Source organism: Dietzia sp. WMMA184 (assembly GCF_002441635.1).
Lineage (GTDB): Bacteria > Actinomycetota > Actinomycetes > Mycobacteriales > Mycobacteriaceae > Dietzia > Dietzia kunjamensis.
Window position 1 is genome coordinate 2,674,330 of record NZ_NXEI01000001.1, and the last position, 25,109, is coordinate 2,699,438.

The following is a 25,109-nucleotide window of genomic DNA, read 5'->3' on the forward strand; positions in this document are numbered from 1 at the left end:
GACCCCGGTTCCCCGGATCAGCGGCGGGCGGCGTCCCAGCGGGCGAGCAGGTCGGCGGCCGCGGCCCGCGGGTCCGGGGCGGCCATGATCGACGACACCACGCAGACCCCGTCCAGCTCGGTGGCGGCCAACAGTGCGACGGTCTCGGGCGTCACCCCGCCGATGCCCACCGCACGAATGCCCGGGCCCCCGGGTCGGCGGTACGAGTGCGCGGCCCGGGCCAGCCGGTCCGCACCCTCGGGACCGAGCGCGTCAGCGGTGTCGGTCTTGGTGGCCGTCGACCACACCGGGCTCACCCCGATCACGTCCGGTGCCGGTCCCGGCCCCGTCATCGCCGCGGCCAACTGCGCGTCCGACTCGATCGACAACCCCAGCATCAGCCCGTCCGGCAGCACCGCGCGGGCCGCAGCGAACGGCACGTCCCGCTGCCCGATGTGCAGGTGCAGTCCCAGCTCCCGCGCGACGTCGAGACGATCGTTGACGAACACCGGCACGTCACGGCCCGTCTCGGTGCACGCCCTCGCGACGGACTCGGCGACGGCGGCGGCGTGCGTGGCGAACTCGTCGTCGTCGCACTCCTTGTCCCGCACCTGGACCACACCCACCCCGCCCAGCACCGCCTCGCGGACGATCCCCGGCACCGCGTCGCGCCCGCCGCCCAGGTGGGGGTCGGTCACCAGGTAGAGCCGCCAGTCGACACCGGCGCCGCTCACGCCTCCGACACCGTGACCAGGCCCGCGATCTCCTCCGGGGTCAGCGTGTACAGGGCGTCGAGCCACGCCACGGCGAAGCTGCCCGGGCCCGCCGCGGTGCGCGCGGCGACCGTCCCCGCCGCGCCGGCGTGGGCGTGCGCGGCGACCACCGCGTCGTGGTCCGCGATCCCGGCCGACCGCGCCGCCCCGAGATAGGCCGCCGTGAGCGCCCCGAGGGCGCAGCCGGTGCCGATGACCTTCTGCAGCAGCGGGTGACCCGACTCGACCCACGTGGTGCGGGTGGGAGGCGCGGCCTCGCCGAGATGCGGGGGGCGCTGGGTGACGACGAGGTCCCGCGGCCCCGTCACGGCGACCACGGCCCCCGACCGGGCCGAGAGGTCCCGGGCAGCGGACTCGGCGGCGAGGACGTCCTCCGTGGAATCCACGCCCCGGCCGCCCGCTCCCGTGCCGGCGAGCGCGATGGTCTCCGACGCGTTCGCCCGGATCGCGGCGGGCCCGGCCTCGAGCCAGTCGGTGGCCAGCCCCGTCCGCAGGACCAGGCCGCCGACCGCCACCGGGTCCAGCACCCACGGGGTGCCGGCGGCGCGGGCGGAGGCGATCGCGGCGTGCATGCCCTCGACCTGCTCGGCCGTCGGGTTGCCCACGTTGATGAGCACGCCGGAGGCGATGGCGGCGAAGTCGGAGGCCTCGTCGGGGTGGTCGACCATCGCGGGCGCCGCCCCGGCGGCGAGCAGCACGTCCGCGGTGATCTGCCGGACCACCGAGTTGGTCAGGCAGTGCACGAGCGGGCCGGTCTCGCGCATCACGGACACGAGGCGGGCGAGGTCGACGGGACGGCCGGCGGGGCTGTCGGGGCTGTCGGTGGGGCGGTCAGCGGGGCGGTCAGCAGCGGGGGACATGCCCCCCAGTCTGCCGCCCCCGCCCGGGCGCCAACAGGAATAGCCTGCCGGGGGCCCGGGTTGCACGGGGCATGACCTCCCCCGAGACCAGCTCCCCCCAGTCCAGTGCCGCCCTGCCTCTGTCCGTCATCGACTTCGCGACCGTCCGCCCCGGCCGGAGCATCGGGGAGGGACTGCAGGATTCGGTGGCGCTGGCGCAGAAGGCGGAGGAACTGGGCTACGAGCGGGTCTGGTACTCCGAGCACCACAACATGCCGTCCATCGCCTCCTCGGCGCCGGCGGTACTCATGGCGCACATCGCCTCGCAAACGGAGCGGATCCGGCTCGGCTCCGGCGGCGTGATGCTGCCCAACCACTCGCCGATCGTGATCGCCGAGCAGTTCGGCACCCTCGCCGAGCTACACCCCGGACGCATCGACCTCGGCCTGGGGCGCGCCCCCGGCACCGACCCGCAGACCCTGCGTGCGCTGCGCCGCGAACCGTCGGCGGCGGAGAACTTCCCCGACGACGTCCGCGAACTGCAGGCGTTCCTCGGCGACTCGCCCTCCGACTTCGCCCGCACGCGCGGGATCGCGGCCATCCCCGGGCGGGGCACCAAGGTGCCGCTGTACATCCTCGGTTCGTCCCTGTTCGGCGCGCAGCTCGCCGCCGCCTACGGGCTGCCGTACGCGTTCGCCTCGCACTTCGCGCCCGACGCCCTCGAACAGGCCTCGCAGGTCTACCGCGAGCGCTTCCAGCCCAGCGAGCAGCTGGCTGAGCCGTACATGATCGCCGCCGTCAACGTGGTGGCCGACGACGACACCGAGCGCGCCGAACGCGAACTGCACTGGTACCGCCGCCAGCGGGTCAAGCTCATGGCCGGCCGCGGACGCGAGTTCTCCGACGAGGAACTCGACATGATCATGGAGTCCGCCGGCGGTCGCCAGATCCTGCACATGATCCAGTACACGGCGGTCGGCGACGGACCGGCGGTCCGCGAATACCTCACCGACTTCGCGCGCATCGCGGGGGCCGACGAACTCATGATCGCGCCGGTGGGATCGACGGTCGAGCGGGTCCACGGCTCCCTGGAAGTGTTGCGGCGCGCCTGGAGTGACTGACGTGGTCGGATCGGGTGCCCTTGATCACGAAAGCAGGGCTGCCGGACCCGCAGCCGTAGCCGCGGGCACCCGAACCGGCCTATCCTGGATGTATGGCGATCTCCGATGTCGGCGAATACGCCCACCTCAGCTCCGACCAGATAGAGGAGCTCGGGCGGGAGCTCGACGCTGTCCGCGCCGAGGTCATCGCCTCCCGCGGTGAGCGCGACTACCGCTACATCCACAGCATCATCAAACTCCAGCGAGGCCTGGAGTTCGGTGCCCGCGCGCTGCTGTACCTCGGCGCCCGCAACCGCACCGTGTGGGCCCTCGGGACCGGCACACTCGCCGTGGCCAAGATCCTCGAGAACATGGAACTCGGCCACAACATCATGCACGGCCAGTGGGACTGGATGAACGATCCGGAGATCCACTCGACCAACTGGGAGTGGGACCTCGTCGGCAGCTCCGCCGACTGGAAGCACACCCACAACTACCTGCATCACAAGTACACCAACATCGTCGGCATCGATGACGACGTCGGGTTCGGTGTCCTGCGCGTGACCCGGGACATCCCCTGGGAGCCCCGGTTCGCCGGGAACATCCTCGTCAACGCCGTCCTCATGCTCGGCTTCGAGTGGGGCATCGGCCTGCAGGCGGTCGACACGGCCGGCGCATTCGACCGCGACGCGTCCCCGGCCGACCGCCGCCGGGCCCGCGCGTTCCTGCGCAAGGCCGGCCAGCAGATCCTCAAGGACTACATCCTGTTCCCGGTGCTCGCCGGACCGAGCGGCCGCCAGGCCCTCACCGCCACGATCACGGCCAACATCATCCGCAACATCTGGACCAACGCCGTGATCTTCTGCGGGCACTTCCCCGACGGCGCCGAGAAGTTCACCCTGTCCGACATCGAGACCGAGACGCAGGCGGAGTGGTACCTGCGGCAGATGCTCGGCAGCGCCAACCTCGACGGCGGCCCGGCGATGAACCTCATGTCCGGCAACCTGTCGTTCCAGATCGAGCACCACATGTTCCCGGACCTGCCGTCCAACCGGTACTCGGAGATCTCGCTCAAGGTCCGCGAACTGTGCGAGCGATACGACCTGCCGTACGTCAGCGGGCCGCTGTGGAAGCAGTACCTGCAGTCGTGGCGCACCATCGCGCGGCTGTCCCTGCCGGACCGCTACCTGCGCCGCACCGCCGACAACGCCCCGGAGACCCGCAGCGAGAAAATGTTCGCCCTCGGGCCGCGCATGCCCGGCCTGGCCACTGCGCTGGCCGGGGTCCGGAAGGGACGCGCCCACCAGAGCCGCTGACCCCCGGTGACAGAATGACCGCATGTCGCTGACGAACATGTTGGAGGCCGCTGCGCGCGGCGGGACCGTCGAGGTCGAGCAGGGTTGGACGCAGGGCAGGGCGATCTTCGGGGGCCTGACCGGCGCCCTGCTGCTCGCCGCGATGAAGGGGTGCCTGCGCAGCCGGGACACCGGAGACGGCTCGGCCCCCGTCGTCCACCCACTGAGGTCAATCACCGTGTCGTTCATCGGCCCCGCGACGACCGGCCCCGTCGAGGTCGACGCCGAGATCCTGCGCGTGGGCTCCAACGTCGTCCAGTGCCAGGCGACCGTTCGGCAGGAGGGCGCGATCGTCGCGACCGCGCTGGCCGCGTTCGGCAAGCACCGGCAGTCGTCGATCTCGGTCGCGCCCGCCCATCCGATGCCGGCGCTGGGCGATCCGACGGCGATCGAGGCGTTCCCCTACATCGAGAAGCTGACGCCGGAGTTCTACCAGTTTGTCGAGCTGCGGCAGGTCGGCGGCCAGTTGCCGTTCTCCGGTTCCGAGACGGCCGACCTGTCCGGGTGGGCGTCGCTGCGCGAGACTCCGGAGCGGTTCGAGGAGGAGCACCTGGTGGTGTTGGCCGACGCGTGGCCGCCGGCTCCCATCCAGATGCTCGACGGGTTCGCGCCCGGCAGCAGCCTGACGTGGACGCTGGAGCTGATCGCCGAGGTGGGCCCGGAGGCGTTCCCGGCCGACTCTATGCTCGGATACGCCGCCGCCACCGATACCGCCCGTGACGGCTACGCGCACACCCACGCGATGCTGTGGCGGCCGGACGGCGAGCTGGTGGCGATCAGCCGGCAGACCATCACAGTCTTCGGCTGACCGGCGCCCCAACGCAAAAATCCGCTATTCGAAATCCGGATCGGCTAGTCCGATTGGAGTAGCCGATCCGGATTCCGAGTAGCGGATTTCCGGGAGGGGAGGGGAGGGCGGCTCCCCTCAGGTCAGCCGGCGGTGCGGGTGGAGCGGCGACGCTGGTCGCTGCGGGGCCGCCCGGCCGCCTGGCCCACCGACTGGCGGGCGCCGGAGCCCTGGGTCGCGGAACCCTGGCCGGCCGAGCGCTGCCCGCCCGAGCCCCGTGCGCCCGAGCCCCGTGCGCCGGAGCCCTGACGGGGCGCACCGTGGGCGTCGGCGGTCTGGGGACGACGACGAGCGCCGCCGGTGCCGGAGCCCTGCTGATCGCGGCCACCGCGCTCCGAACCACCGCGCTCCGAACCACCACGGCCGGCGCCGTCACGGCTCTGACCGCCGTGGCGGCTCTGACCGCCGTCACGACCCTGCCCGCCACCGCGGCTCTGCTCACCGTCACGGCCCTGACCGCCACCGCGGCCCTGACGCTGCTGGTTCTGGTTCTGACGGCCCTGGCCGCGGCTGCGACGGGCCTGCCCGCGAACGGACTGGCCCTCGGCGCCGTCGTCGGACGGCACGTGCGCGGGCGGCTCCGGGGCGTCGGCCAACGCGACGGCGGCATCGGCGCCGATGGGCAGCTCGATCTCGCCGGCGGTGACCCCGGCCGCGCGCAGCAGCGACCGCACCTCGCGCACCTGGTCGGAGGTGGCGACGGTCACGACGGTGCCGATGGCGCCCGCGCGGGCGGTGCGGCCCGAACGGTGGACGTAGGCCTTGTGCTCGGCCGGCGGATCGGCGTGGACGACCAGCCCGACGTCGTCGACGTGGATGCCGCGGGCGGCGATGTCGGTGGCCACGAGCACGGTCGCCTGCCCGGAGGAGAACGCGTCGAGGTTACGCACGCGGGCGTTCTGCGACAGGTTGCCGTGCAGGTCCACGCTCACGACGCCGCGGCCGGTGAGCTGCTTGGCGAGACGCTTGGCACCGTGCTTGGTGCGGGTGAACATCACAGTCCGCGGGTGCGCCACGGCCAGGTCGGCCAGCGCGCGGACGCGGTCGTCGGCGTCGACGCGCACCACGTGGTGGGCGGTCGGGCCGGAGGTGGCGGTGCCGTCGTCGACCGAGTGGTCCACGGGATCGGTGAGGAACTTGGTGACCAGCTTCTGGACGCCGGAGTCCAGGGTCGCGGAGAACAGCAGTCGCTGCGCACCGGACGGGGTCGCCGCGAGGATGCGGGTGACGCCGGGCAGGAAGCCCAGGTCGGCCATGTGGTCGGCCTCGTCCAGCACGCTGATCTCGATCGAGTCCATGCGGCAGTGCTTCTGCCCCATGAGATCCTCGAGTCGACCCGGGCAGGCCACGACGATGTCGACGCCACGATTGAGCGCATCGACCTGACGGCCCTGGGAGACGCCGCCGAAGATGACGGTGGTCTTCAGGCCCATGGAGGTCGCCAGCGGCTCGAGGGTCTCGTTGATCTGCCGGGCGAGCTCACGGGTCGGCGCCAGGATCAGCCCACGCGGGGAGTTGCGGGCGCGGCGGCCGCCGGACGCGGCGAGGCGGGCGACCAGCGGGATGCAGAACGCGTAGGTCTTGCCGGAGCCGGTGCGGCCCCGGCCCAGCACGTCACGGCCGGTCAGTGCGTCCGGCAGCGTGGCCGACTGGATGGGGGTGGGGGTGGTGATCCCCGCGCTGCCGAGAACGTCGAGCAGGGGGGAAGGAACGCCGAGATCGGCGAAAGAACGTGACAAGGGAGAAGGCTCCGTACATAGAGAATGGCGTCTTGCCCGGCGCGCTCGCGGGGAGTCGCATCCACTTCGATGAGCGATGCGCCCGGTGCGCGACCACGGGGAGGTCGACAACCGCACGGCCCGAGGCAAGAGTGGTGCGGGCCGTCCGAGGACCACCCTACGCGTAGCGGGCCCCACACCCCAGCCCCGCGGCCCGGGTGTGACGAGGGCATCACGATCGCCTCCCCGTGGTGGCACGATACGAGGCGTGCGAATAGACCTGTCCCTGCTGCGTCGACCGGAACTGGGGTCTGTGCTTCTCGGCCGGGAGGAGGAGTCCGCCCGCCTGCGCGCGTGGCGCGTCCGGATCCTGCTGCTCCTGACCCTGCTCGCCTCCAACCTGGTGGGCGTCGCGGTGGCCGTGGTGCTGGTCTTCTTCGTGCTGCCGGGCCCGGCGGTGCTGTCGCGGGAGTTCCTCGTCCCCTCGGTGATCGTGGTGCCCGTCTACGTGACGATGGCGGTCATCGTGGGCACGATCTGGGTCACCGGTGCGGTCTACCGCCGCGTCCGGTGGTTCCTCGACGGCCGCGAGCCCACCGACCGTGACCGCGCCCGGACCCTGCGCCTGCCCGCCCGCATCACCCTCATCCAGGCCTTCCTGTGGCTGCTCGGCGTCGCGGTCGTCACCCCCGCGTACGGCCTGGTCGACCCCACGTCGATCCCGGTGGTCGGGTTCACCATCTCCTTCGCCGGCATGGTCGTGTGCGGCGCCGCGTTCCTGCTCGCCGACTTCGGCCTGCGGCCCGTGGCGGCGGTCGCACTGTCCACGGGCCGCGCCCCGCGGGCTCGGTTCCTCGGCGCCATGACGCGGCTCCGGGTGGCGTGGGCCCTGGGTAGCGGGGTGCCCGTCACGGGCCTGATCATCGTCGCGATCTACACACTCGCGGGCCGTGCCCTGTCGCTGGAACGCCTCGCCGTCGTCGTCATCGTCCTGGGTGCCACGTCCCTCCTGGCCGGGTTCCTCCTCATCTCCCTCGCGACGGGGTCGATGATCGCCCCGCTGCGCAGCGTCCGGTGGGCGATGCAGGACATCAGCGACGGCACGCTCTCTCGGCGCGTGGTGGTCTATGACGCCACGGAGCTCGGTGAGCTGCAGCGCGGGTTCAACGAGATGGCCTCGGGGCTGCAGGAGCGCGAACGGCTGCGCGACCTGTTCGGTCGACACGTCGGGCGCGAGGTTGCCGAGGCCGCGGAGCTCGACGATCCCGAGCTGGGCGGGCGCGACTCGCGCGTGGGCGTGGTGTTCGTCGACCTCATCGGCTCGACCGAGATGGCCGTGCGGTCCGAGGCCGGCGAGGTGGTGGACGTGCTCAACCGGTTCTTCTCCGTGGTCGTGGAGACCGTGGAGGAGTACGACGGCATCGTCGACAGTTTCCTCGGCGATGCCGCGCTCGTCGTGTTCGGCGCGCCCCGGTCGATGGCGGACCCGGCGACCGCGACCCTGGCCTGCGCGCGGGTGCTGGCCGAGCGCCTGCCCGCGCGGGTGCCGGACTGCCGCGCCGGCATCGGGGCGTCCTACGGGGACGTCGTGGCCGGGTACGTGGGCTCGGACGACCGCTTCGAGTACACCGTCATCGGCGACGCCGTGAACGAGGCCTCGCGGCTATGCGAGCTGGCCAAGGAGCAGCCCGGCCTGGTGCTGGCCTCCGGCGTGGCGGCCGACGCCGCCGCGGAGTCCGAGCGTGGCCGCTGGCAGGAGGTCGGGTCCGAGGTCGTGCGCGGCCGCACCGAGCCCACGAGACTGTGCGCGCCGGCGCCCGACTGACCACCCCTAGCGCAGCACCACGTCACGCCCGCCGAGCATCACCTCGAGGCCGTCGTCGACCACGCGCGCGTCCTCGATCACCACTCCCTCGGGCAGTGAGGCCATGGTCGTGTCGACGGTGCCGGTGATGCCGGAGAACAGCCCGTCCGGCAGCGGGAACCCCAGCAGCGAGGTCTGCTGCGGCGTGAGCGTGAGCTGCCCGCCGTTCACCCCGGGCTGCACCCCGATCTCCGCGATGCCGCCGATGTCGGCGCGCAGCAGGCCGGCCGGTGCGTCGGGGCGCACCGAGCGCACCTCCGTCATGCCCGCGATCGGCGAGCCCTCCGCCGGGTTGCCCTCCGCGGCGGCCGCCGCGAGCTGGTCGGCGCTGAGTGTGGCGGTGCCGTCCGCGGACTCGGCGCGGATACCGCCGTCGACCTGCGAGACCGAGTAGCCGGTCACGTCGATCCGCGGCACGGTGGCGTCACCGGGGGAGGTCAGGCGGACCGTGCCCACGGCCTGCTGCGTGGCCAGGTCCCACAACACGGGGCTGGTCCCGAACTCCACGGACACCGGCGCCCCGAGCTCCGCCGACGCCTCGCGCTCGGCCCGGTCCGACAGGTACCAGCGCGCGCCGAACTCCGCGGCCACCACCAGACCCGCCAGAAGCAGGAGCAGCAGGACCAGCGAGCACCCGCACCCGCACCCACCGCGCCTATTGTCGCGACGCCCTCTGCGGTCCATCCGATCTCGTCTGCCCATGGGGGTATCGTGCCGGACCGGAGCACCCGGGTCTACCGTCGCCGGACCGGTTGCGGCGCGGCGGGCAGGACCTCACGATCGGGATCATGACCGAGACACAGGATGCACTCACTGACACCCGTACCGTCGCCTTCCTCGTGGCCTCCGAGGGGATCGAGCGCGTCGAGCTCACCGAACCGTGGGACGCCGTCTCCGACGCCGGCTTCCGGCCGGTCCTCGTCAGCACGGAGGACGGCGAGGTCGGGCTGGTCGATCACCTCAGCCCGGCCGGCACCCGGCCCGTGGACCGCACGAGTGCGGACATCTCCGCGGCCGACGTGGACGTGCTCGTCCTGCCCGGCGGCGTCGCGAACCCGGACGCCCTGCGCGGGGACCAGCACGCGGTGACCCTCGTGCGCGAGATGGTCGAGGCTGGCAAGCCGGTGTTCGCGATCTGCCACGCGCCGTGGGTCCTCATCGAGGCGGACGTGGTGCGCGGCCGGAAGGTCACCTCCTTCCCGAGCCTGCGGACCGACCTGGTCAACGCTGGCGCGGAGTGGGTCGACTCCGAGCTCGTCAGCGACGACGGGGTCTTCACGAGCCGCCGGCCCGACGATCTCCCGGCCTTCTGCGAGGCGCTCGTCGGCGCCGCCCGGGGGTCGGCCTAGGGGCGACCGGGCGATGATCGGCGTGTACGTCCACAACCGTGGACGGGGGCACCTGCACCGGGTGCTGCCGGTCGTCGCCGCGCTCCGCGACCGGGGCGACGAGGTCACGATGCTCGTCACCGGCCCCTTCGACGACACCCAGCGTCCCCCCGGGACCCGCGTGGTCCACCTGCCGACAGAGCCGGACGCACGGACCGGGCCCGCCGCCGCGCACGCGGCCGGACCGCCGGCGCGGGACGAGATCACCCTCGCCGCCCGTCGTGCCGCCGTGGCGTGGATGGACCGTGAACGCCCCCGCGCGCTGTGGGTCGACGGCTCCCCGGCGATGTCGCTGGCCGCCCGCATGACCGGTACACCCATGGTGAGCACCCTTCCCCCGGGCGTGCGCGACGACGAACCGCATCTGCTGCGGTGCCGGGCGGCCGAGAGGCTCATCGCCGCCTGGCCGCCGGGCGTGCACCGCGAGACCGTGGCGCGGGCGGAGAAGCGGGTGAGCGAGATCGGGGGCGTCTCCCGGTTCGAGCGACGCGGACGCGAGGAGCGGGCTCGTCGTCGCCCCCGTGTCGTCCACCTCAACGCCTCCGGCACCGGCGGTGATCACCGCTTCTGGCGCGCCGTGCGGACCACCGCGGCGGAGCTGGGCGTGACGGACTGGGTGGAACTGGGCGGGCCCGACGGCGAGTGGCACTCCGACCCCTGGCCCGTGCTGAGCTCTGCGGACGTCGTGGTGACCGGCGCGGGTCAGGCGTCCGTCGCCGACGCGGCCTGCGCCGATGTGCCGCTGGTCGTCGTCCCCGGGAAGCACGAGTACGGCGAACACGACGCCACCGCCGAGGCGCTCGGCTCCATCCCCGGCGCGTCGGTCCTGCGCTACGGCGACGGCCCGACGGCGGTCGCGCGCGAGGTGCGCGCACAGGTGGACCGCGCCCTCGACGGCGAGGCCGCCGGGATCCGGTCGTGGTGGGGGGTGGACGGGGCGGCACACCGCGCCGCGGAGGTCATCCGGGCGACGGCGACGACGACGACGACGAGGTAGGCCCGATTCGGGTGATGTGCGCCTCCCGATCCGCGGATAGGCATTTTCTCACGAGGTCGTCAGGAAGGCTGATAACTGCTGCACACATGCCGTCCCCGGGGGAGATACTCGATCTCACGACCCCCGAAGTGCGGCGCGACGTGCTCGGAACCCTGACAGTATTGCGGGACTCACTGCGAACGACGAACTTTCAGGGCTCGAGGTAGGGCACTTCGCGAGGCGCAGGGACGGAGGATGAATGCCGAGATACAGGAACCTCGAACCCACCTCGGACTTCTGGTCCTGGCGTGACAACGCCGCGTGCATCGGGCACGAAGACCTGTTCTACAGCCTGGAGGAGGAGTCGAAGGGGGAGCGGCGCAAGAAGGAGGAGCAGGCCAAGTCGGTTTGCGCCACGTGCCCGGTCTTCGATACCTGTCGGCAGTTCGCCCTCAATTCCGGTGAACTCTACGGAGTGTGGGGCGGACTCACCGAGGCCGAGAGGCACAGGATCTCCGGCCGCCACCGCACCGGCTGACGACCCGGGCGGCGAGTCGGCGGCCGTGTACCCGGGTGGCAGGCTGGCGGTCCGCGGGACCTAGTTGCGATCCTGCGGGGTGGCCTCGTGCCCCGGGCGGCCGCCAGTCCGGTTGGCCTCCTTCATCTCCGCCTCGTGGACATGCCGTCGTCCTCCGGTGAGCTCGTCGCGCACCGCACTGTCCAGGGCGCGGGCCGTGCTCCAGAACCCGTCGTCGAACTCCTCGACGATCTGGAACGTCCAGCGTCCGTACAGGACGTTGACCCCCACCATCTCGTCGCGGATGCGCGCGGCGAGCTCGGACCGGCCGGCATCGTCCAGCTGGTCGGCGGCTTCTTGGAAGAGGATGTCCGCCCGGCCGATCAGCTGGTGCAGGTCGTACAGGTGCCCGCGGGCGCGCTCGATGTACTCCATCGCCTCGCCGACGGTGCCGGCCGCCTCGACCTCGGCGTCGGTCGCCCCCTCTGGCCGCCGATGCGCCTCGTCGACGCTCGGGGTCCGGTCTCCCTCTCCCGGGCCCGCCACGCTCAGACCGTCCGGGTCAGACGACGCAGCTGGTCGGGGCCTGTGTGGTGCTTGAGCGCGGTGACCAGGCCCGACCGCGGACCCACCGCGTCGTCGTAGGTCTTCGGCTCACCGGCGAACATCTTCTCCGAGCGGGTCTCCGGCGCGTCGTCCGTCGTGGCCTTGAGGAACCGGTTCGGCAGCGAGAGCTTGGCGATCGTGCGCCAGGACTGCCAGTACTGCTTGTACAGCGGTCCGGTGGTGTACGGCAGGTCCCACCGCCGGCAGACGTCCTGGACCTTCTCCGAAAGCTCCGCGTACCGGTTCGACGGGAGCGTCGGGAAGAGGTGGTGCTCGATCTGGAACGACAGGTTGCCGGACATGAAGTGCGTGAGCTTGCTGCCGGTGAAGTTCGCGGAGCCGAGCATCTGGCGCAGGTACCACTGCGCCTGCGTCTCGTTCTCCAGGTCCTCGAGCGTGAACTTGTCGGCGCCGTCCGGGAAGTGGCCACAGAAGATCACGGCGTTGGACCACAGGTTGCGGATGACGTTGGCGGTCATGTTGGCGCTCATGGTGGACTTCCAGTTGGGCCCCGACAGCAGCGGGAACCACACGTAGTCCTTGCCCACCTGGCGCCGGGCCTTGCGCAGGAACTGTCCGATCCGCTTCTTCTGCTCGTCCCACCCCGAGGAGTTGATCGTCCCCGGCGCGATCTCCAGGTGCTGGACGCCGACGCCCCACTGGAACGCGAACGCGAGCATCGTGTTCCACACCAGGTTGAGCGAGTTCGCCGGGTGCCACGGCTGGTCGCGCGTCACCCGCACCACGCCGTACCCGACATCGTCGTCCATGCCGACGATGTTGGTGTACTTGTGGTGGTGGTAGTTGTGGGTGGCCTTCCAGTGCTCGGACGTGCCCACGATGTCCCACTCCCAGGAACTGGAGTGGATCACCGGGTCGTTCATCCAGTCCCACTGCCCGTGCATCACGTTGTGCCCGAGCTCCATGTTCTCGATGATCTTCCCGGCCGCCAGTAGTCCGGTGCCCACCAGCCACGCGGGTCGGTACCCGGAGAAGAGGAGGACGACCCGGCCGCCGGTCACCAGTCCGCGCTGCAGGCGGATGGTGTTCTGCACGTAGCGGCGGTCGTCGTCCCCGAGGGAGTCGACGACCTCCTGGCGGAGCGCGTCCAGTTCCTCACCGATGGCATCGACGTCCTCGGCGGAGAGATGGGCGTATTCCCTTACATCAGATATCGCCATGTAAGAACGGTACGTAGCGGTCAGCGTCATGTCGACCGTTCCGGGAAACCCGAACTGCGGACAACTACTGCCGAGTTGACCGGCAAGCGTTCATCGGACGCTTATGATCCCACCATGGCTCTCGTCGAGATCTCAGGCGTCAATAAGCACTTCGGTGACTTCCACGCGCTCAAGGACATCAACCTGTCCATCGAGCAGGGGGAGGTCGTCGTGGTGATCGGCCCGTCGGGGTCCGGGAAGTCGACGTTGTGCCGCACGATCAACCGGCTCGAGACCTTCGAGAGCGGCTCCATCACCATCGACGGCAAGCCGCTGCCCGAGGAGGGCAAGGCGCTGGCGAGACTGCGGGCCGACGTCGGGATGGTGTTCCAGTCGTTCAACCTGTTCGCGCACAAGACGATCCTCGAGAACGTGACGCTGGGTCCCATCAAGGTCCGCAAACAGTCCAAGTCGGAGGCCGAGAAGCGCGCGATGGAACTGCTCGAGCGGGTCGGTGTCCACGAGCAGTCGTCCAAGTACCCGGCGCAGCTGTCCGGCGGTCAGCAGCAGCGGGTGGCGATCGCCCGGTCGCTGGCGATGGACCCCAAGGTCATGCTCTTCGACGAGCCGACGTCCGCCCTGGACCCGGAGATGATCAACGAGGTCCTCGACGTGATGACGGGGCTGGCCAAGACCGGTATGACCATGGTCGTGGTGACCCACGAGATGGGGTTCGCCCGCAAGGCGGCCGACCGCGTGATCTTCATGGCGGACGGGGAGCTGGTCGAACAGGCCACCCCGGAGGAGTTCTTCACCAATCCGCAGAGCTCCCGGGCCAAGGACTTCCTGTCCAAGATCCTCACCAACTAGTCGGGCCCGTCCGCGGACCCGAACGAGACCCATCCACCCATCCCACGAGGAGAACCCATGAACATCCGACGGATCGGAGCGGCCACGGCGGCCGTCGCCCTGGCACTCGGCGTGAGCGCGTGCGGTAGCGACGACGGTGGTGGCGAGAACCAGCTCAAGGTCGGCATCAAGTTCGACCAGCCGGGACTCGGGCTGAAGGAGGGCAACGACTACACCGGGCTCGACGTCGACGTGGCGCGCTACATCGCCGACAAGCTCGGGACCCCGGAGGACGAGATCGAGTGGGTGCAGGCACCCAGCGCCCAGCGCGAGACGCTGCTGGAGACCGGTCAGGTCGACATGATCGTCGCCACCTACTCCATCACCGACTCCCGCAAGGAGAAGGTCGGCTTCGCCGGCCCGTACTTCATCGCCGGGCAGGACCTCCTGGTCCGCTCCGACGACGACTCGATCACCGGTCCCGACTCCCTCGACGGCAAGCGCCTGTGCTCCGTCACCGGGTCGACCTCGGCCCAGACGGTCAAGGAGCAGGTGCCGGGTGTGAACCTGCAGGAGTTCGGCACGTACTCGGAGTGTGTCTCGGCGCTGGTGTCCAACGCCGTCGACGCGCTGACCACCGATGACACGATCCTCGCGGGGTACGCCTCCCAGGACCAGTACCAGGGCCAGCTCAAGGTGGTCGGCGCGCCGTTCACCGAGGAGCGGTACGGCGTCGGGATCCAGAAGGGCGATACGGAGAAGTGTGAGCAGATCAACGAGGCCATCCGCGAGATGATCTCCGACGGCAGCTGGGACACCGCCGTCGAGGAGAACCTCGGCGCCGCCGGCTTCACCCCGGGCGAGGGCAACCCGCCCGAGCCGGAGGCCTGCTCCTGATCTGATCCGACCCGGCCGGTGCGACACCCGCTCCGGCCGACCACCGCCTCCCTCCCCGCGCCGACCCGCTGGCGCGGGGAGGAGGGCGGGCACCTCACCACGGAAGGTGGACCATGGGCGACATCTTCGCCGACTACGACGTCCTCGGGGCGGTCTGGGTGACGATCCAGCTCTCGGTCCTGGGCACCATCGGGGCCATGGTCCTGGGGACGATCATCGCCGTCCTGCGCGTGTCCCCGGTGGCTGTCCTGCGCGGCCTGGGCACCTCGTACGTCAACACGTTCCGGAACCTCCCGCTGACGTTGCTGATGGTCTTCAGCATCCTGGGGCTGTCCTTCATCCTCCAGCTGTCGGTCTCGGACGACTTCGCCCGCAACGCCTTCTGGTGGGCCGCGATCATGTTGGCCGTCTACCACGCGGCCTATGTCTGCGAGGCCCTGCGCTCCGGCGTGAACACCGTCCCGGTGGGGCAGGCGGAGGCCGCCCGCTCGATCGGTCTGGCCTTCGGCCAGTCCATGCGAGAGGTCATACTCCCGCAGGCGTTCCGCGGGTCCATCGCCCCGCTGGGGTCGGTGGTCATCGCGCTGATCAAGAACTCCACCGTCGCGGCGGTCATCGGTGTCGGGGACTCCGCCGGCCTGCTCCAGGTCATCACGGAGAACGAGGGCGCGAGCCTGCTGACGTTCTTCTTCTTCGCCATGGTCTTCGTGGTCCTCACCCTCCCGATCGGACTGTGGACCACCTCCCTCTCCCGGAAGCTGTCGGTGAAGCGATGAGCACACAGGCGGTACTTTTCGACGTCCCCGGCCCCAAGGCCCGGCTGCGGCACAGGATCCTCACCGCTGTCGGCGTGGTCCTCGTGGTCGCCATCGCCTACGTCATCTATCTCCAGTTCGAGAAGGCCGGCCAGCTCAAGGCCTTCATGTGGGAGCCGTTCGTCACCGACCCCGAGGTGTGGACGTCCTACCTCATCCCGGGCCTCAAGGGGACGTTCACGGCGGCGGCGATCTCCATCGTGCTCGCCGTGGTCTTCGGGCTGCTCTTCGGCATGGGGCGGCTCTCGCCGTTCGCACCGTTGCGCTGGTTCTGCAGCGTGATCGTGGAGTTCTTCCGCTCCGTGCCCGTGCTGCTGATGATGGTCTTCGCCTACTTCGGCTACTTCGCCACCTCCAACATCGTGCCCAACCAGCACGCGCCGCTCGCCGCCGTCGTCACCGCGCTCACCCTCTACAACGGCGCGGTCATCGCCGAGCTCGTCCGCTCGGGTGTCCACGGGCTGCCCGCGGGGCAGTCCGAGGCGGGACTGGCCGTGGGCCTCACCCCGGGGCAGGTGCTGCGCTCGATCCAGCTCCCCCAGGCACTCACGGCGATGCTCCCGGCCCTCGTCGGCCAACTCGTCGTCGTCCTCAAGGACTCCGCACTGGGCTACGGCATCACCTACCTGGAGCTGCTCAACTGGTCCAAGACCCTGGGCTCGGCGTACGCGAACACCGTCCCCGCGTACATCGTGGCGGGCATCCTGTTCATCCTCGTCAACTACACGCTCACCAAGTTCGCCGTGTACCTCGAGGGCCGGATGAAGAAGCGCCGCGCGAAGGTCTGACCCGCACCCGCACCGACGGAGACCCGCACCCATACCGACGAAAAGGACGTTCCGCGCACATCGCCCGAGAGGGAGTGCGCGGAACGTCCTTTTCGATGCCCGGGGGCGTGGTCGATTCCGGGGGCGTGCTACTTCGGTGGCATCCGGATGCCACCGTCGACGCGGATGGTCTCCGCGTTCATGTACGGGTTGGTGAGCAGCTCCATGACCATGGACGCCAGTTCGTCGCCCGAGCCGAGACGCTTCGGGAACAGGACATTCGAGCCGAGGTTGGCCTTGAACGCCTCCGAGTCCGGGCCCTCGCCGTAGATCGGGGTGTCGATGAGGCCGGGCGCCACGGTGTTGAGGCGGATGCCGGCGGCGGACAGGTCACGCGCGACGGGCAGGGTCAGGCCGACGATGCCGCCCTTCGAGGCGGAGTAGGCGGCCTGGCCGATCTGGCCGTCGAACGCGGCGACGGAGGCCATGTTGACGATGGCGCCCTTCTGACCGTCCTCGTCGGCCTCCTGCGTGCTCATCTTGGTGGCGGCGAGCCGCAGCATGTCGAACGAGCCGATGAGGTTGATGTCGATGACCTTGCGGAACGAGTCGATGTCGAAGGCCGACGAGTACTCACCGTCGCGGCCGATGGTGCGCTGCGCCCAGCCGATGCCGGCCGAGTTGACGAGGTAGCGCAGCGGGCCGAGCTCGAGAGCGGCGGCGACGGCCTTCTCGTTCTGGTCGGTCTTGGTGACGTCGACGGAGACGAACACGCCTCCGACCTCGTTCGCCAGGGCCTCACCCTTCTCGGCATTGAGGTCGGCGACGACCACCTTGGCACCCTTGGCGGCGAGCTGACGGACGACGGCGGCGCCGATTCCCGACGCACCGCCCGTGACGATGGCACTTGCTCCAGAAATTTCCATGCCAGAACGGTAACAAGCACGGGCGCCGGATAAGGGTGGCTTGGCCGGGTCAGTGCGTATTCAGTCTCCGGTGCCCGGCACGACGACGTCCCAGCGGATGCCGAACCGATCGTGGACCTGCCCGTACCGGTCACCCCACGGGGCGACCCCGAACGGCATCGCCATCTCGCCACCGCTCAAGGTGACCTTGTCCAGGAACGCACGGGCCTCGTCCTCGGTGTCGAATCCCAGCAGGAACGAGTAGACGTCGCTGCGCGGCTGCGGGAGGCTCTCGCCCATGGCGTCACCGCCGGTCAGGCTGATCCCGGGGGCCTCGAGGGTCGCGTGGGCGACCGAACCGTGCGGTGGGTCGAACGGGAAGTCCTCGGTGGAGGGGAACTGGTCGTAGGTCATCACCTCGAGCTTTCCGCCGAAGAGTTCCTGGTAGTAGGGGAACGCCTCCGCCGCGTTGGCGGGGAAGGAGATGTAGGGGACGCAGGTCATGGCCATTGTCGGAGTCTCTCGTCGTGGGCGACCGCGTGCCGGTGCTACCCGGTATACGCAACGCTAGACCCGTCTGCGCCGCCGGACACGTTAAATCTGGTCGCTGTCGCTGTCGCTGTCGCTGTCGCCGTTGCCGCCCGGCCCGGCCGGGGAGGGGCGCCGTCCGGACAGCGCGAGCAGTCGGGCCCGAGAGTCCGCCCCGAGCGTCACGGGGCTCGCCTCGGCGAGCACGTCGAATGACCGCATCAACTCCACCACGCTCCTGGCGTGGTCGAGCGTCCAGGCGGCGAGGTCCTCCGCCTCCGTCGACTCCCAGGTCCGGGGATCGAGGTCGTGGGCGTGGACCAGCAGTTCGAAGACCCGTAGCGCGAGCAGGTCGCGGACCGGGATGTCGGCCAGGCGGTGCGGGACGGTCGCGTCCGCGTCCCGGGCCCGCGCGAGTTCCCTTCGCAGACCGGCGGACGTGCGGTGCAGGGCGGGGACCGGTTTCTCGCCGGCGTGGTCGGCGGTGCGGGTCCACCCGATCTCCGACTCCGGCAGCCGTGAGGAGTAGGCGGCGTATCGCAGCCCACCGCCCAGGACGTGGTTGGCGCAGTCGCGGCGGGTCCATCCCGGGCAGGCGTCGCAGTCTCCGTCGAGACCGCCGGCGAGCGCGCGGCCGAACAGGGTGGTGGCCCGGTCGAGAACCGCGAGGTCCTCCGGGCTCAACGGGGTCGGGGTCACGGGCACCTCACCTCCAGGAATGTCTGTGCTTCACACTAGGTTGACTGGGACGGTGTGAACAGATCACGCCAACCCTTCAGCCGTGACGAGAAAGGACCGATACCCGCCATGAGCCCGCAGACCTCCGGTGCAGCAGAGACCCGGGAGTTCCAGGCCGAGACCCGGCAGCTGTTGGATCTGATGATCCACTCGATCTATTCGAATCCGGACACCTTCCTGCGCGAGGTCATCTCCAACTCCTCGGACGCGCTGGACAAGCTCCGGTTGGCCGCGCTGCAGGATTCCTCGCTCGGCGCGGACACCTCGGATCTGCACATCGAGCTGATCCCGGATGCCGGCGCCCGGACGCTGACGATCCGCGACAACGGCATCGGCATGTCCCGCGACGAGGTGGTGGACCTCATCGGCACGCTCGCCAGGTCGGGCACCGGGCAGATGCGGGAGGCACTCTCCGCGGCCCGGGCGGCGCAGGAGTCCGGTGAGGTCTCGGAGCAGGCCACCGCGGACCTCATCGGTCAGTTCGGCATCGGCTTCTATTCGACGTTCATGGTCGCGGACACGGTCACGCTGGTCACCCGCAAGGCAGGCGAGAGTGCGGGGACGCGCTGGACGTCGAGCGGCGAGGACACGTACACGATCGAGGACGCCCCGGACGCTCCCCAGGGCACCTCGGTGATCCTGCAGCTCAAGCCGGCCGGTGGGGACGCGGCGCTCCCGGACTACGCCGAGGAGCACACGCTGCGCCGGGTGGTGCGAACCTACTCGGACTTCATCGCCTGGCCGATCCGCATGGACGTCGAGCGCCCGGCGCCGGAGCCGGAGTCGACGGATGGGGCCGGCGCGGACGGGGCCGGCGCAGACGATGCCGCCGCCGAGGACGCCGCGCCCGAGGCTCCCGGCACGGTCACCGAGACGGAGACGCTCAACTCCCAGAAGGCGCTGTGGACGCGGCCCCGCTCGGAGGTCACCGACGAGGAGTACGCCGAGTTCTACCGTCACGTCTCGCACGCGTGGGACGAGCCGCTGGAGACGATCACCCTCAAGGCGGAGGGCACGTTCGAGTACCAGGCGCTGCTGTTCCTTCCCACGCAGGTGCCGTTCGACCTGTTCTCCCCGGACACCAAGCGCGGGGTGCAGCTCTACGTCCGTCGTGTCTTCATCATGGACGACTGCGAGGAGCTGGTCCCGCCGTTCCTCCGCTTCGTCAAGGGCATCGTCGACGCCCAGGACCTGTCGCTCAACGTTTCCCGCGAGATCCTCCAGCAGGACCGCCAGATCCGGGCGATCCGCAAGCGCCTGGTCAAGCGGGTGCTGCAGACGATCGAACAGATCAGGACCGACCGGCCGGAGGAGTTCCGCAGCTTCTGGGCAAACTTCGGTGCCGTCCTCAAGGAGGGCCTGATCGCGGACGTCGACGCCCGGGAGCAGTTGCTGGCCGTGAGCACGTTCGCCTCCACGCGTCCCGCCCAGGCGGGCGCCGGGAACGCCGGGTCCGGATCGGACGAGACCCCGCGCGACGACGAGCGTGACGACGACGAGGTGGGCACCACCATCGCCGAGTACGTCTCCCGGATGGCCGACGGGCAGGAGGAGATCTACTACCTCACCGGGACGTCCCGCGCGGCGGTGGAGAACTCCCCGCACCTGGAGGCGTTCCGTGCCCGCGGCGTCGAGGTCCTCATCCTCACCGACCCGGTCGACGAGGTGTGGGTGGACGCGGTCGGCGAGGTCGACGGCAAGCGCCTGCGGTCGGTGGCCAAGGGCGACGTGGACCTGTCCGGCATCGGCTCGGAGGGCGAGGAGAACAAGGACGAGCCCGACGCGGCCGAGTTCGCCGACCTGCTCACCTGGCTGGGCGAGGAGCTGTCGGACGAGGTCAAGCAGGTGCGCCTGTCGCACCGGCTCACCGAATCGGCCGCGTGCATGGTGGGCGACGAGTTCGACATGACTCCGCAGCTCGAGGCCATGTACCGCGCTTCGGGCATGGAGTTGCCCACGAGCAAGCGGATCCTCGAGCTCAACCCCACGCACCCGCTGGTCGAGCGGCTGCGCGAGCAGTACGCATCGGATCCGTCGGCGCCGGGCCTGGCCGATACCGCCCGGCTGCTGTCGGGTGCGGCCGTCCTCGCGGAGGGCGGCACGTTGTCCGATCCGGCCGCGTTCGCCAAGTTGCTGGTCGACCGCATCTGACGTCGCCCCAGCGGCCCATCGCGCCGCTGGCCCGGCGGCCTCGTCGGCTCGAGCAGCCTCGCCGGTTTCCCGGCTCGCACGCCCGCTGCTCCGCAGGATCCCGTCAGGGCTCCCGCGGCGCGGCGGGCGTTGTTGCCGACCTCCCCGCCCACAGCGACGGCCGGGGCGACGACTACCCGATCACCGGTGTCCGGCCCCGGCCAGGGAGCCGCAGGCCACGCCGATCACCGCCCCGAGCGCGGTCTCGGCCGGGGTGTGGTGGCTGATCCGCACCCGCGCCCAGGCCACCGTCGGTACGAGGGCCAGCAGTCGCCAGTAGCGGGGTGAGAGTTCGCGGGCGAGCACCGCGACGGCCCCGGAGAGCACGGCGGTGTGGAACGACACCTTGATCCGGAGCGTCGCGGCCCCGGCCACGCCCAGCGCCACCAGTGCGGCCCGCGTCATCCGCTGCAACTCGTCCGGGGCGTCGCCCCACCGTTGGGCCGCGAGCAGGGTCGCCACCGACCCGGCGATGCCGACGATCACCAGGGGGCGGTCCTCCCGCCGGGTGACGTGGTGGTCGGACAGCGCCTTGCGTCGGACCCGCCAGGTGATCGCGGCCTGCGGAACGATGCCCAGGCCGGCGGCGGTCGCGAGCCCCCACCCGGTCGACCCCACCGCCCGGCCGAGGTGCACCGACCCGACGGTGAGCACCACCCACGGGGCGCAGACCTCCGTCAGAACCGTCGCCGGGAGCACGCCACGCGTCCGCCCATCCGGCGCGACCGAACCCCGGGCCGACGCACCGCTCTCGACCACCACGCTCTCCGCCACCCCCCGAAAATCCGCTATCCCGAATACGGATCCGCTGGTTTGATTGGACTAGCGGATCCGGAGGGAGAGTAGCGGATCTGGCCGGGGCGGATCGGAGTGCGGTGCGGGGTGGGGTGGTGCGTGCGGTGCGGTGCGGTGCGGTGCGGGGTGGCGCGGGGCGGGGCGGACCGGAGTGCGAGGCGGGCCGGGCGCGGGGCGGGTCAGCGGGGCCGGATCTCGGCGAGGCACTGCTCGGCCAAGCTCAGGGTGGCTGCGTCGAACAGCAGCAGCGTGGCGGACTCCACCTCGGTGTCGATGCCGGCGAGAGTCCCGAGCGCGGTGCGGATCGCGTCCTCGCGCGGCCAGCCGTAGGCCCCGGCGGAGATGAGCGGGAAGGCCACCGTGCGGGCGCCGAGCTCGTCGGCCACGGCGAGGGAATTGCGATAGCAGCCGGCCAGCAGCGCTCCGCCGCCGGTGCCGCCCGTGCCGCCCGTTGCTTCCGCGCCGCCGGTGCGTTCGTAGACCGGGCCCACGGTGTGGATGACCCAGCGGGCGGGGAGATCTCCGGCGCCGGTCGCGACGGCCTGTCCGGTCGGCAGCCCGTCGCGCAGGCGGCCCGCCCTCAGCTCCCGGCACTCGGCCAGGATCGTCGGCCCGCCCGCGCGGTGGATCGCCCCGTCCACACCGCCGCCCCCGAGCAGGGAACTGTTGGCCGCGTTGACCACCGCGTCGACGGCCATCCGGGTGATGTCGCCATGGCCCAGCTCGATCCGGGCGCGCCTCGTCGTCGTCATCCCGACACCCCGGGCGTCACGGCCTCGCGGGGTGACCTCCGGTGGGTGATCATCGGCGTCGGTGAGTCGTCGAGGCGGTCCATCAACCACATGATGGTCGCCACCTCGCCCACCCACGCCAGGCTCACGCACCAGCCGGCCAGGATGTCGCTCGGGAAGTGCACACCCAGGTACATGCGGGTGACGCCGATGGCCGGGACATACCCGGCGGACCCGACGATCACCGGGTAACGCCACGCCGTTGGCCAGGCCAGGACGCAGGCGCACCCGGCCAACGCCGCGCTCGCCATGGCGTGACCGCTGGGGAACGAGTAGCTCTTCTCCTCCACGATGTGGGTGAAGAACGTGGGCCGACCCCGCCGGTACAGGGCCTTGAGCACCGAATTGATGACCGTCGACCCCACCAGGGACACCGTCAACAGTGCGGCGGGCCGGCGACTGCCCCGGACGGAGACCAGATACGCCGAGGTGGCCAGGGCGAACAACGGCACCGCAGTGACTCCGCCGAGTTCGGTGACGGCCCGGACGATGCGCGTGTTGCGCGGCGAATGGCGACTCTGCAGCCACAGCATGACGGGGCGGTCGAAGGGCAGGCCCGCATCGCCGCGGATGCGCTCGGCCAGCTCGACGAATCCGATCACCGGGGTCGCGAACCCCACGAACGCCACCCCGAAGATCGTCCACGTCCCGCGCGGCAGGGGCATCTCCCGCCGGTCGACGATGCTGCCCAGCACCCCGTCCGACGGGTACAGCTGCCGCAGGATGTCCCGAGCGGAGGTGAACGCTCGGGAGCGACGGGAGGTCGTCGTGCGCGACATGCCCCCACACTAGGCAGAGCGGCGGCCTTCCCGCCGGTGGATCGCCGCGAGGTCGGGTGCGGCGCGGTTAGGGTGGGCCGCAGGCGACCCGAGAGGCGGACGACGAATGAGCCAGACCCGTGTGGAACATGACCTGCTCGGTACCAAGGAGGTCCCGGCGGAGGCGTATTACGGCATCCACACGGTCCGGGCCGTCGAGAACTTCCCGATCACCGCCACCACCATCAGCGACATCCCCGACTTCGTCCGCGGCATGGTCATGGTCAAGAAGGCCGCCGCGCTCGCGAATCTCGAGATGGGTGTCCTCGACGAGACGGTGGCGAAGGCGATCGTCGGGGCCTGCGACGAGATCCTGGTCGACGGGCGCTGCATGGACCAGTTCCCCTCCTGCCAGTTCCAGGGCGGCGCCGGCACCTCGGTGAACATGAACACCAACGAGGTCGTGGCCAACCTCGCCCTCGAGCGCCTCGGCCACCCCAGGGGCTCCTACGACATCGTCAGCCCCAACGACGACGTCAACCGTTCACAGTCCACCAACGACGCCTACCCGACCGGATTCCGCATCGCCCTGTGGCACGCGCTGGAACGGCTCGAACCGGCGATCGTCGCCCTGCGGGAGGCCTGCTACGACAAGTCCGAGGAATTCCGCGAGGTCCTCAAGATGGGGCGCACGCAGCTGCAGGACGCGGTCCCCATGTCGATGGGCCAAGAGTTCGGCGGCTTCGCCGTGACGCTCGACGAGGAACTCCACGTCCTCGGCGCCGCGGCCCGGATGCTGCTCGACGTCAACCTCGGTGCGACCGCGATCGGCACCGGAGTCAACACCCCGCCCGACTATCGTCGCGCCGTCATCAGACATCTGCGGGCCGTCACCGGACTGCCGGTCACCGGCGCGATGAACCTCATCGAGGCCACCAGCGACACCGGCGACTACGTCAACGTCCACGCCGCCCTCAAGCGGACCGCGGTGAAGGTCTCCAAGATCTGCAACGACCTGCGGCTGCTGTCCTCGGGGCCGCGCGCCGGCTTCAACGAGATCAACCTGCCGGAGCTGCAGGCCGGGTCGTCGATCATGCCAGCCAAGGTCAACCCGGTGATCCCCGAGGTCGTCAACCAGGTGTGCTTCAAGGTGATCGGCAACGACGTCACCGTGACCATGGCCGCCGAGGCAGGTCAGCTCCAGCTCAACGTCATGGAGCCGGTGATCGCCCAGGCGATGTTCGAGTCGATCTCGCTGCTGACCAACGCCATCGAGACGCTGACCGAGAAGTGCGTGGAGGGGATCACCGCCAACGTCGAAGTGGCCCGCCAGAACGTGATGAACTCGATCGGGATCGTCACCTACCTCAACCCGATCATCGGCCACCACAACGGTGACCGGGTCGGCCGTGAGTGCGCCCGGTCGGGCCGCGGGGTCCGGGAGGTGGTGCTGGAGATGGGGCTGCTGTCGGCGGAGGAGCTCGATGACATCTTGTCGCCGTCCAACCTCCTGCGGCCGAAGTACAAGGGAAAAGGTGGTACACGGGACGTGGCACAACCCGGGCAGGATATGACCGGCCCCACGGCCTGAGCCGCCGGGTCGGAGTCGGACCAGGGCGGTCCGACTCCGACCCGGGTGAGCCGTGTCAGGCGGGGGGCTCGCCGACGCGGCCGATGCTGCTTACGGCGAGGTTCCCCAGCGAACTGTCGAAACCGAACTGCTGGTCGATGAATGCGGACGAGCCCGAGATCGCGGCGTTGATGGCGGCGGACGAGCCGACGGTGTAGTCGAACTGGGCGAAGAAGTCGGCGATGGCCTTGAGCATGAGTGCCTCCAGATGGATCGGTGGTCGCGCCGCGAACCGGGCGGCGGGACGTGAGCTGGCCTACACAGGTGATATCGGACCCGCCGCCCCGATCGTTAGCCGCGCAAACTGATGATTCCGGCCCGCGC

At 70.6% G+C, this 25,109-nt stretch carries 26 protein-coding genes; 13 read left to right on the top strand and 13 right to left on the bottom strand.

Annotated features, from left to right (window positions below):
• Window positions 1-17: 17 nt before the first annotated feature.
• Both thiE and thiM read right to left on the bottom strand, forming a co-directional pair.
• Window positions 18-713 carry a thiamine phosphate synthase gene (thiE, locus tag CK206_RS12310; RefSeq protein WP_096906571.1) on the bottom strand — a complete coding sequence of 232 codons (696 nt, stop codon included), beginning with the start codon at window positions 711-713 and terminating at the stop codon, window positions 18-20.
• Complete coding sequence (gene thiM, locus CK206_RS12315; RefSeq protein WP_240341407.1) at window positions 710-1,516, bottom strand: hydroxyethylthiazole kinase; 807 nt, start codon at window positions 1,514-1,516, stop codon at window positions 710-712. The genes thiE and thiM overlap by 4 nt, the downstream gene beginning before the upstream one ends.
• 167 nt (window positions 1,517-1,683) lie before the next feature.
• Between thiM and CK206_RS12320 the strand changes: the two genes are divergently transcribed.
• From CK206_RS12320 to CK206_RS12330, 3 genes are all read left to right on the top strand, one after another.
• A complete protein-coding gene (locus CK206_RS12320) occupies window positions 1,684-2,712 on the top strand; it encodes an LLM class flavin-dependent oxidoreductase (protein ID WP_096906573.1) in 1,029 nt (342 codons plus the stop codon).
• A 92-nt stretch (window positions 2,713-2,804) separates the two neighbouring features.
• Window positions 2,805-4,007, top strand: coding sequence for an acyl-CoA desaturase (locus CK206_RS12325; RefSeq protein WP_096906574.1), 1,203 nt, complete (start codon window positions 2,805-2,807; stop codon window positions 4,005-4,007).
• A gap of 22 nt (window positions 4,008-4,029) precedes the next feature.
• On the top strand, window positions 4,030-4,854 hold the full coding sequence (locus CK206_RS12330; RefSeq protein ID WP_069389384.1) for a thioesterase family protein: 825 nt from the start codon (window positions 4,030-4,032) through the stop codon (window positions 4,852-4,854).
• Window positions 4,855-4,976: 122 nt separating this feature from the next.
• Here CK206_RS12330 and CK206_RS12335 read toward each other — a convergent pair whose 3' ends face one another.
• Window positions 4,977-6,632: a DEAD/DEAH box helicase gene (locus CK206_RS12335; protein ID WP_096906575.1), complete on the bottom strand. Its 1,656-nt coding sequence runs from the start codon at window positions 6,630-6,632 to the stop codon at window positions 4,977-4,979.
• 247 nt (window positions 6,633-6,879) lie between these two features.
• Between CK206_RS12335 and CK206_RS12340 the strand changes: the two genes are divergently transcribed.
• Window positions 6,880-8,436, top strand: a complete 1,557-nt coding sequence (locus CK206_RS12340; protein WP_227022203.1) for an adenylate/guanylate cyclase domain-containing protein — start codon at window positions 6,880-6,882, stop codon at window positions 8,434-8,436.
• A gap of 6 nt (window positions 8,437-8,442) precedes the next feature.
• On the opposite strand, the gene CK206_RS12345 is transcribed toward CK206_RS12340, so the two are convergent.
• Entirely contained in the window at window positions 8,443-9,177 is a 735-nt protein-coding gene (locus CK206_RS12345) for an LmeA family phospholipid-binding protein (RefSeq protein WP_096906576.1), read from the bottom strand.
• A gap of 86 nt (window positions 9,178-9,263) precedes the next feature.
• Between CK206_RS12345 and CK206_RS12350 the strand changes: the two genes are divergently transcribed.
• From CK206_RS12350 to CK206_RS12360, 3 genes are all read left to right on the top strand, one after another.
• Window positions 9,264-9,824: a type 1 glutamine amidotransferase domain-containing protein gene (locus tag CK206_RS12350; protein WP_067719144.1), complete on the top strand. Its 561-nt coding sequence runs from the start codon at window positions 9,264-9,266 to the stop codon at window positions 9,822-9,824.
• A 13-nt stretch (window positions 9,825-9,837) separates the two neighbouring features.
• Entirely contained in the window at window positions 9,838-10,860 is a 1,023-nt protein-coding gene (locus CK206_RS12355) for a glycosyltransferase (RefSeq protein ID WP_096906577.1), read from the top strand.
• Between the two features lie 238 nt (window positions 10,861-11,098).
• Entirely contained in the window at window positions 11,099-11,377 is a 279-nt protein-coding gene (locus CK206_RS12360; protein WP_067718868.1) for a WhiB family transcriptional regulator, read from the top strand.
• A 60-nt stretch (window positions 11,378-11,437) separates the two neighbouring features.
• Here CK206_RS12360 and CK206_RS12365 read toward each other — a convergent pair whose 3' ends face one another.
• Together CK206_RS12365 and CK206_RS12370 are read right to left on the bottom strand one after the other, a co-directional pair.
• On the bottom strand, window positions 11,438-11,902 hold the full coding sequence (locus tag CK206_RS12365; RefSeq protein WP_096906578.1) for a hypothetical protein: 465 nt from the start codon (window positions 11,900-11,902) through the stop codon (window positions 11,438-11,440).
• Window positions 11,903-11,904: 2 nt separating this feature from the next.
• Window positions 11,905-13,143 carry a fatty acid desaturase gene (locus CK206_RS12370; protein ID WP_096906579.1) on the bottom strand — a complete coding sequence of 413 codons (1,239 nt, stop codon included), beginning with the start codon at window positions 13,141-13,143 and terminating at the stop codon, window positions 11,905-11,907.
• A 114-nt stretch (window positions 13,144-13,257) separates the two neighbouring features.
• Here CK206_RS12370 and CK206_RS12375 point away from each other — a divergent pair, with 114 nt between their 5' ends.
• From CK206_RS12375 to CK206_RS12390, 4 genes are all read left to right on the top strand, one after another.
• A complete protein-coding gene (locus CK206_RS12375) occupies window positions 13,258-13,992 on the top strand; it encodes an amino acid ABC transporter ATP-binding protein (protein WP_069389523.1) in 735 nt (244 codons plus the stop codon).
• Between the two features lie 57 nt (window positions 13,993-14,049).
• The gene (locus CK206_RS12380; RefSeq protein ID WP_096906580.1) at window positions 14,050-14,868 is read left to right on the top strand and encodes a glutamate ABC transporter substrate-binding protein; all 819 of its coding nucleotides are present in this window, start codon (window positions 14,050-14,052) and stop codon (window positions 14,866-14,868) included.
• Window positions 14,869-14,981: 113 nt separating this feature from the next.
• Entirely contained in the window at window positions 14,982-15,644 is a 663-nt protein-coding gene (locus CK206_RS12385; RefSeq protein WP_067718880.1) for an amino acid ABC transporter permease, read from the top strand.
• Window positions 15,641-16,471, top strand: coding sequence for an amino acid ABC transporter permease (locus tag CK206_RS12390; protein WP_069389524.1), 831 nt, complete (start codon window positions 15,641-15,643; stop codon window positions 16,469-16,471). Before CK206_RS12385 ends, CK206_RS12390 begins: the two co-directional genes overlap by 4 nt.
• 128 nt (window positions 16,472-16,599) lie before the next feature.
• Here CK206_RS12390 and CK206_RS12395 read toward each other — a convergent pair whose 3' ends face one another.
• From CK206_RS12395 to CK206_RS12405, 3 genes are all read right to left on the bottom strand, one after another.
• Window positions 16,600-17,376 carry an SDR family NAD(P)-dependent oxidoreductase gene (locus tag CK206_RS12395; RefSeq protein WP_067718885.1) on the bottom strand — a complete coding sequence of 259 codons (777 nt, stop codon included), beginning with the start codon at window positions 17,374-17,376 and terminating at the stop codon, window positions 16,600-16,602.
• A 60-nt stretch (window positions 17,377-17,436) separates the two neighbouring features.
• Window positions 17,437-17,865 carry a VOC family protein gene (locus CK206_RS12400; RefSeq protein ID WP_096906581.1) on the bottom strand — a complete coding sequence of 143 codons (429 nt, stop codon included), beginning with the start codon at window positions 17,863-17,865 and terminating at the stop codon, window positions 17,437-17,439.
• Window positions 17,866-17,949: 84 nt separating this feature from the next.
• Window positions 17,950-18,582 carry a maleylpyruvate isomerase N-terminal domain-containing protein gene (locus tag CK206_RS12405; RefSeq protein WP_096907429.1) on the bottom strand — a complete coding sequence of 211 codons (633 nt, stop codon included), beginning with the start codon at window positions 18,580-18,582 and terminating at the stop codon, window positions 17,950-17,952.
• 108 nt (window positions 18,583-18,690) lie between these two features.
• On the opposite strand from CK206_RS12405, the gene htpG reads away from it, so the two are divergent.
• Window positions 18,691-20,772, top strand: coding sequence for a molecular chaperone HtpG (htpG, locus tag CK206_RS12410; protein WP_096906582.1), 2,082 nt, complete (start codon window positions 18,691-18,693; stop codon window positions 20,770-20,772).
• Window positions 20,773-20,952: 180 nt separating this feature from the next.
• Here the strand turns inward: htpG and CK206_RS12415 are convergent, their stop codons facing one another.
• The 3 genes from CK206_RS12415 to CK206_RS12425 all read right to left on the bottom strand — a co-directional run bounded on the left by CK206_RS12415 (window position 20,953) and on the right by CK206_RS12425 (window position 23,176).
• Window positions 20,953-21,510 (bottom strand): hypothetical protein, encoded by a 558-nt coding sequence (locus CK206_RS12415; RefSeq protein WP_096907430.1) that lies wholly within the window; start codon window positions 21,508-21,510, stop codon window positions 20,953-20,955.
• Window positions 21,511-21,785: 275 nt separating this feature from the next.
• Window positions 21,786-22,358 carry an O-acetyl-ADP-ribose deacetylase gene (locus CK206_RS12420; RefSeq protein WP_096906583.1) on the bottom strand — a complete coding sequence of 191 codons (573 nt, stop codon included), beginning with the start codon at window positions 22,356-22,358 and terminating at the stop codon, window positions 21,786-21,788.
• Window positions 22,355-23,176, bottom strand: coding sequence for a phosphatase PAP2 family protein (locus tag CK206_RS12425; RefSeq protein WP_096906584.1), 822 nt, complete (start codon window positions 23,174-23,176; stop codon window positions 22,355-22,357). The genes CK206_RS12420 and CK206_RS12425 overlap by 4 nt, the downstream gene beginning before the upstream one ends.
• Window positions 23,177-23,282: 106 nt before the next feature.
• On the opposite strand from CK206_RS12425, the gene aspA reads away from it, so the two are divergent.
• Window positions 23,283-24,746: an aspartate ammonia-lyase gene (aspA, locus tag CK206_RS12430; RefSeq protein ID WP_096906585.1), complete on the top strand. Its 1,464-nt coding sequence runs from the start codon at window positions 23,283-23,285 to the stop codon at window positions 24,744-24,746.
• A 55-nt stretch (window positions 24,747-24,801) separates the two neighbouring features.
• Here the strand turns inward: aspA and CK206_RS12435 are convergent, their stop codons facing one another.
• Window positions 24,802-24,981, bottom strand: a complete 180-nt coding sequence (locus CK206_RS12435; RefSeq protein WP_067718902.1) for a hypothetical protein — start codon at window positions 24,979-24,981, stop codon at window positions 24,802-24,804.
• Window positions 24,982-25,109 lie beyond the last annotated feature (128 nt).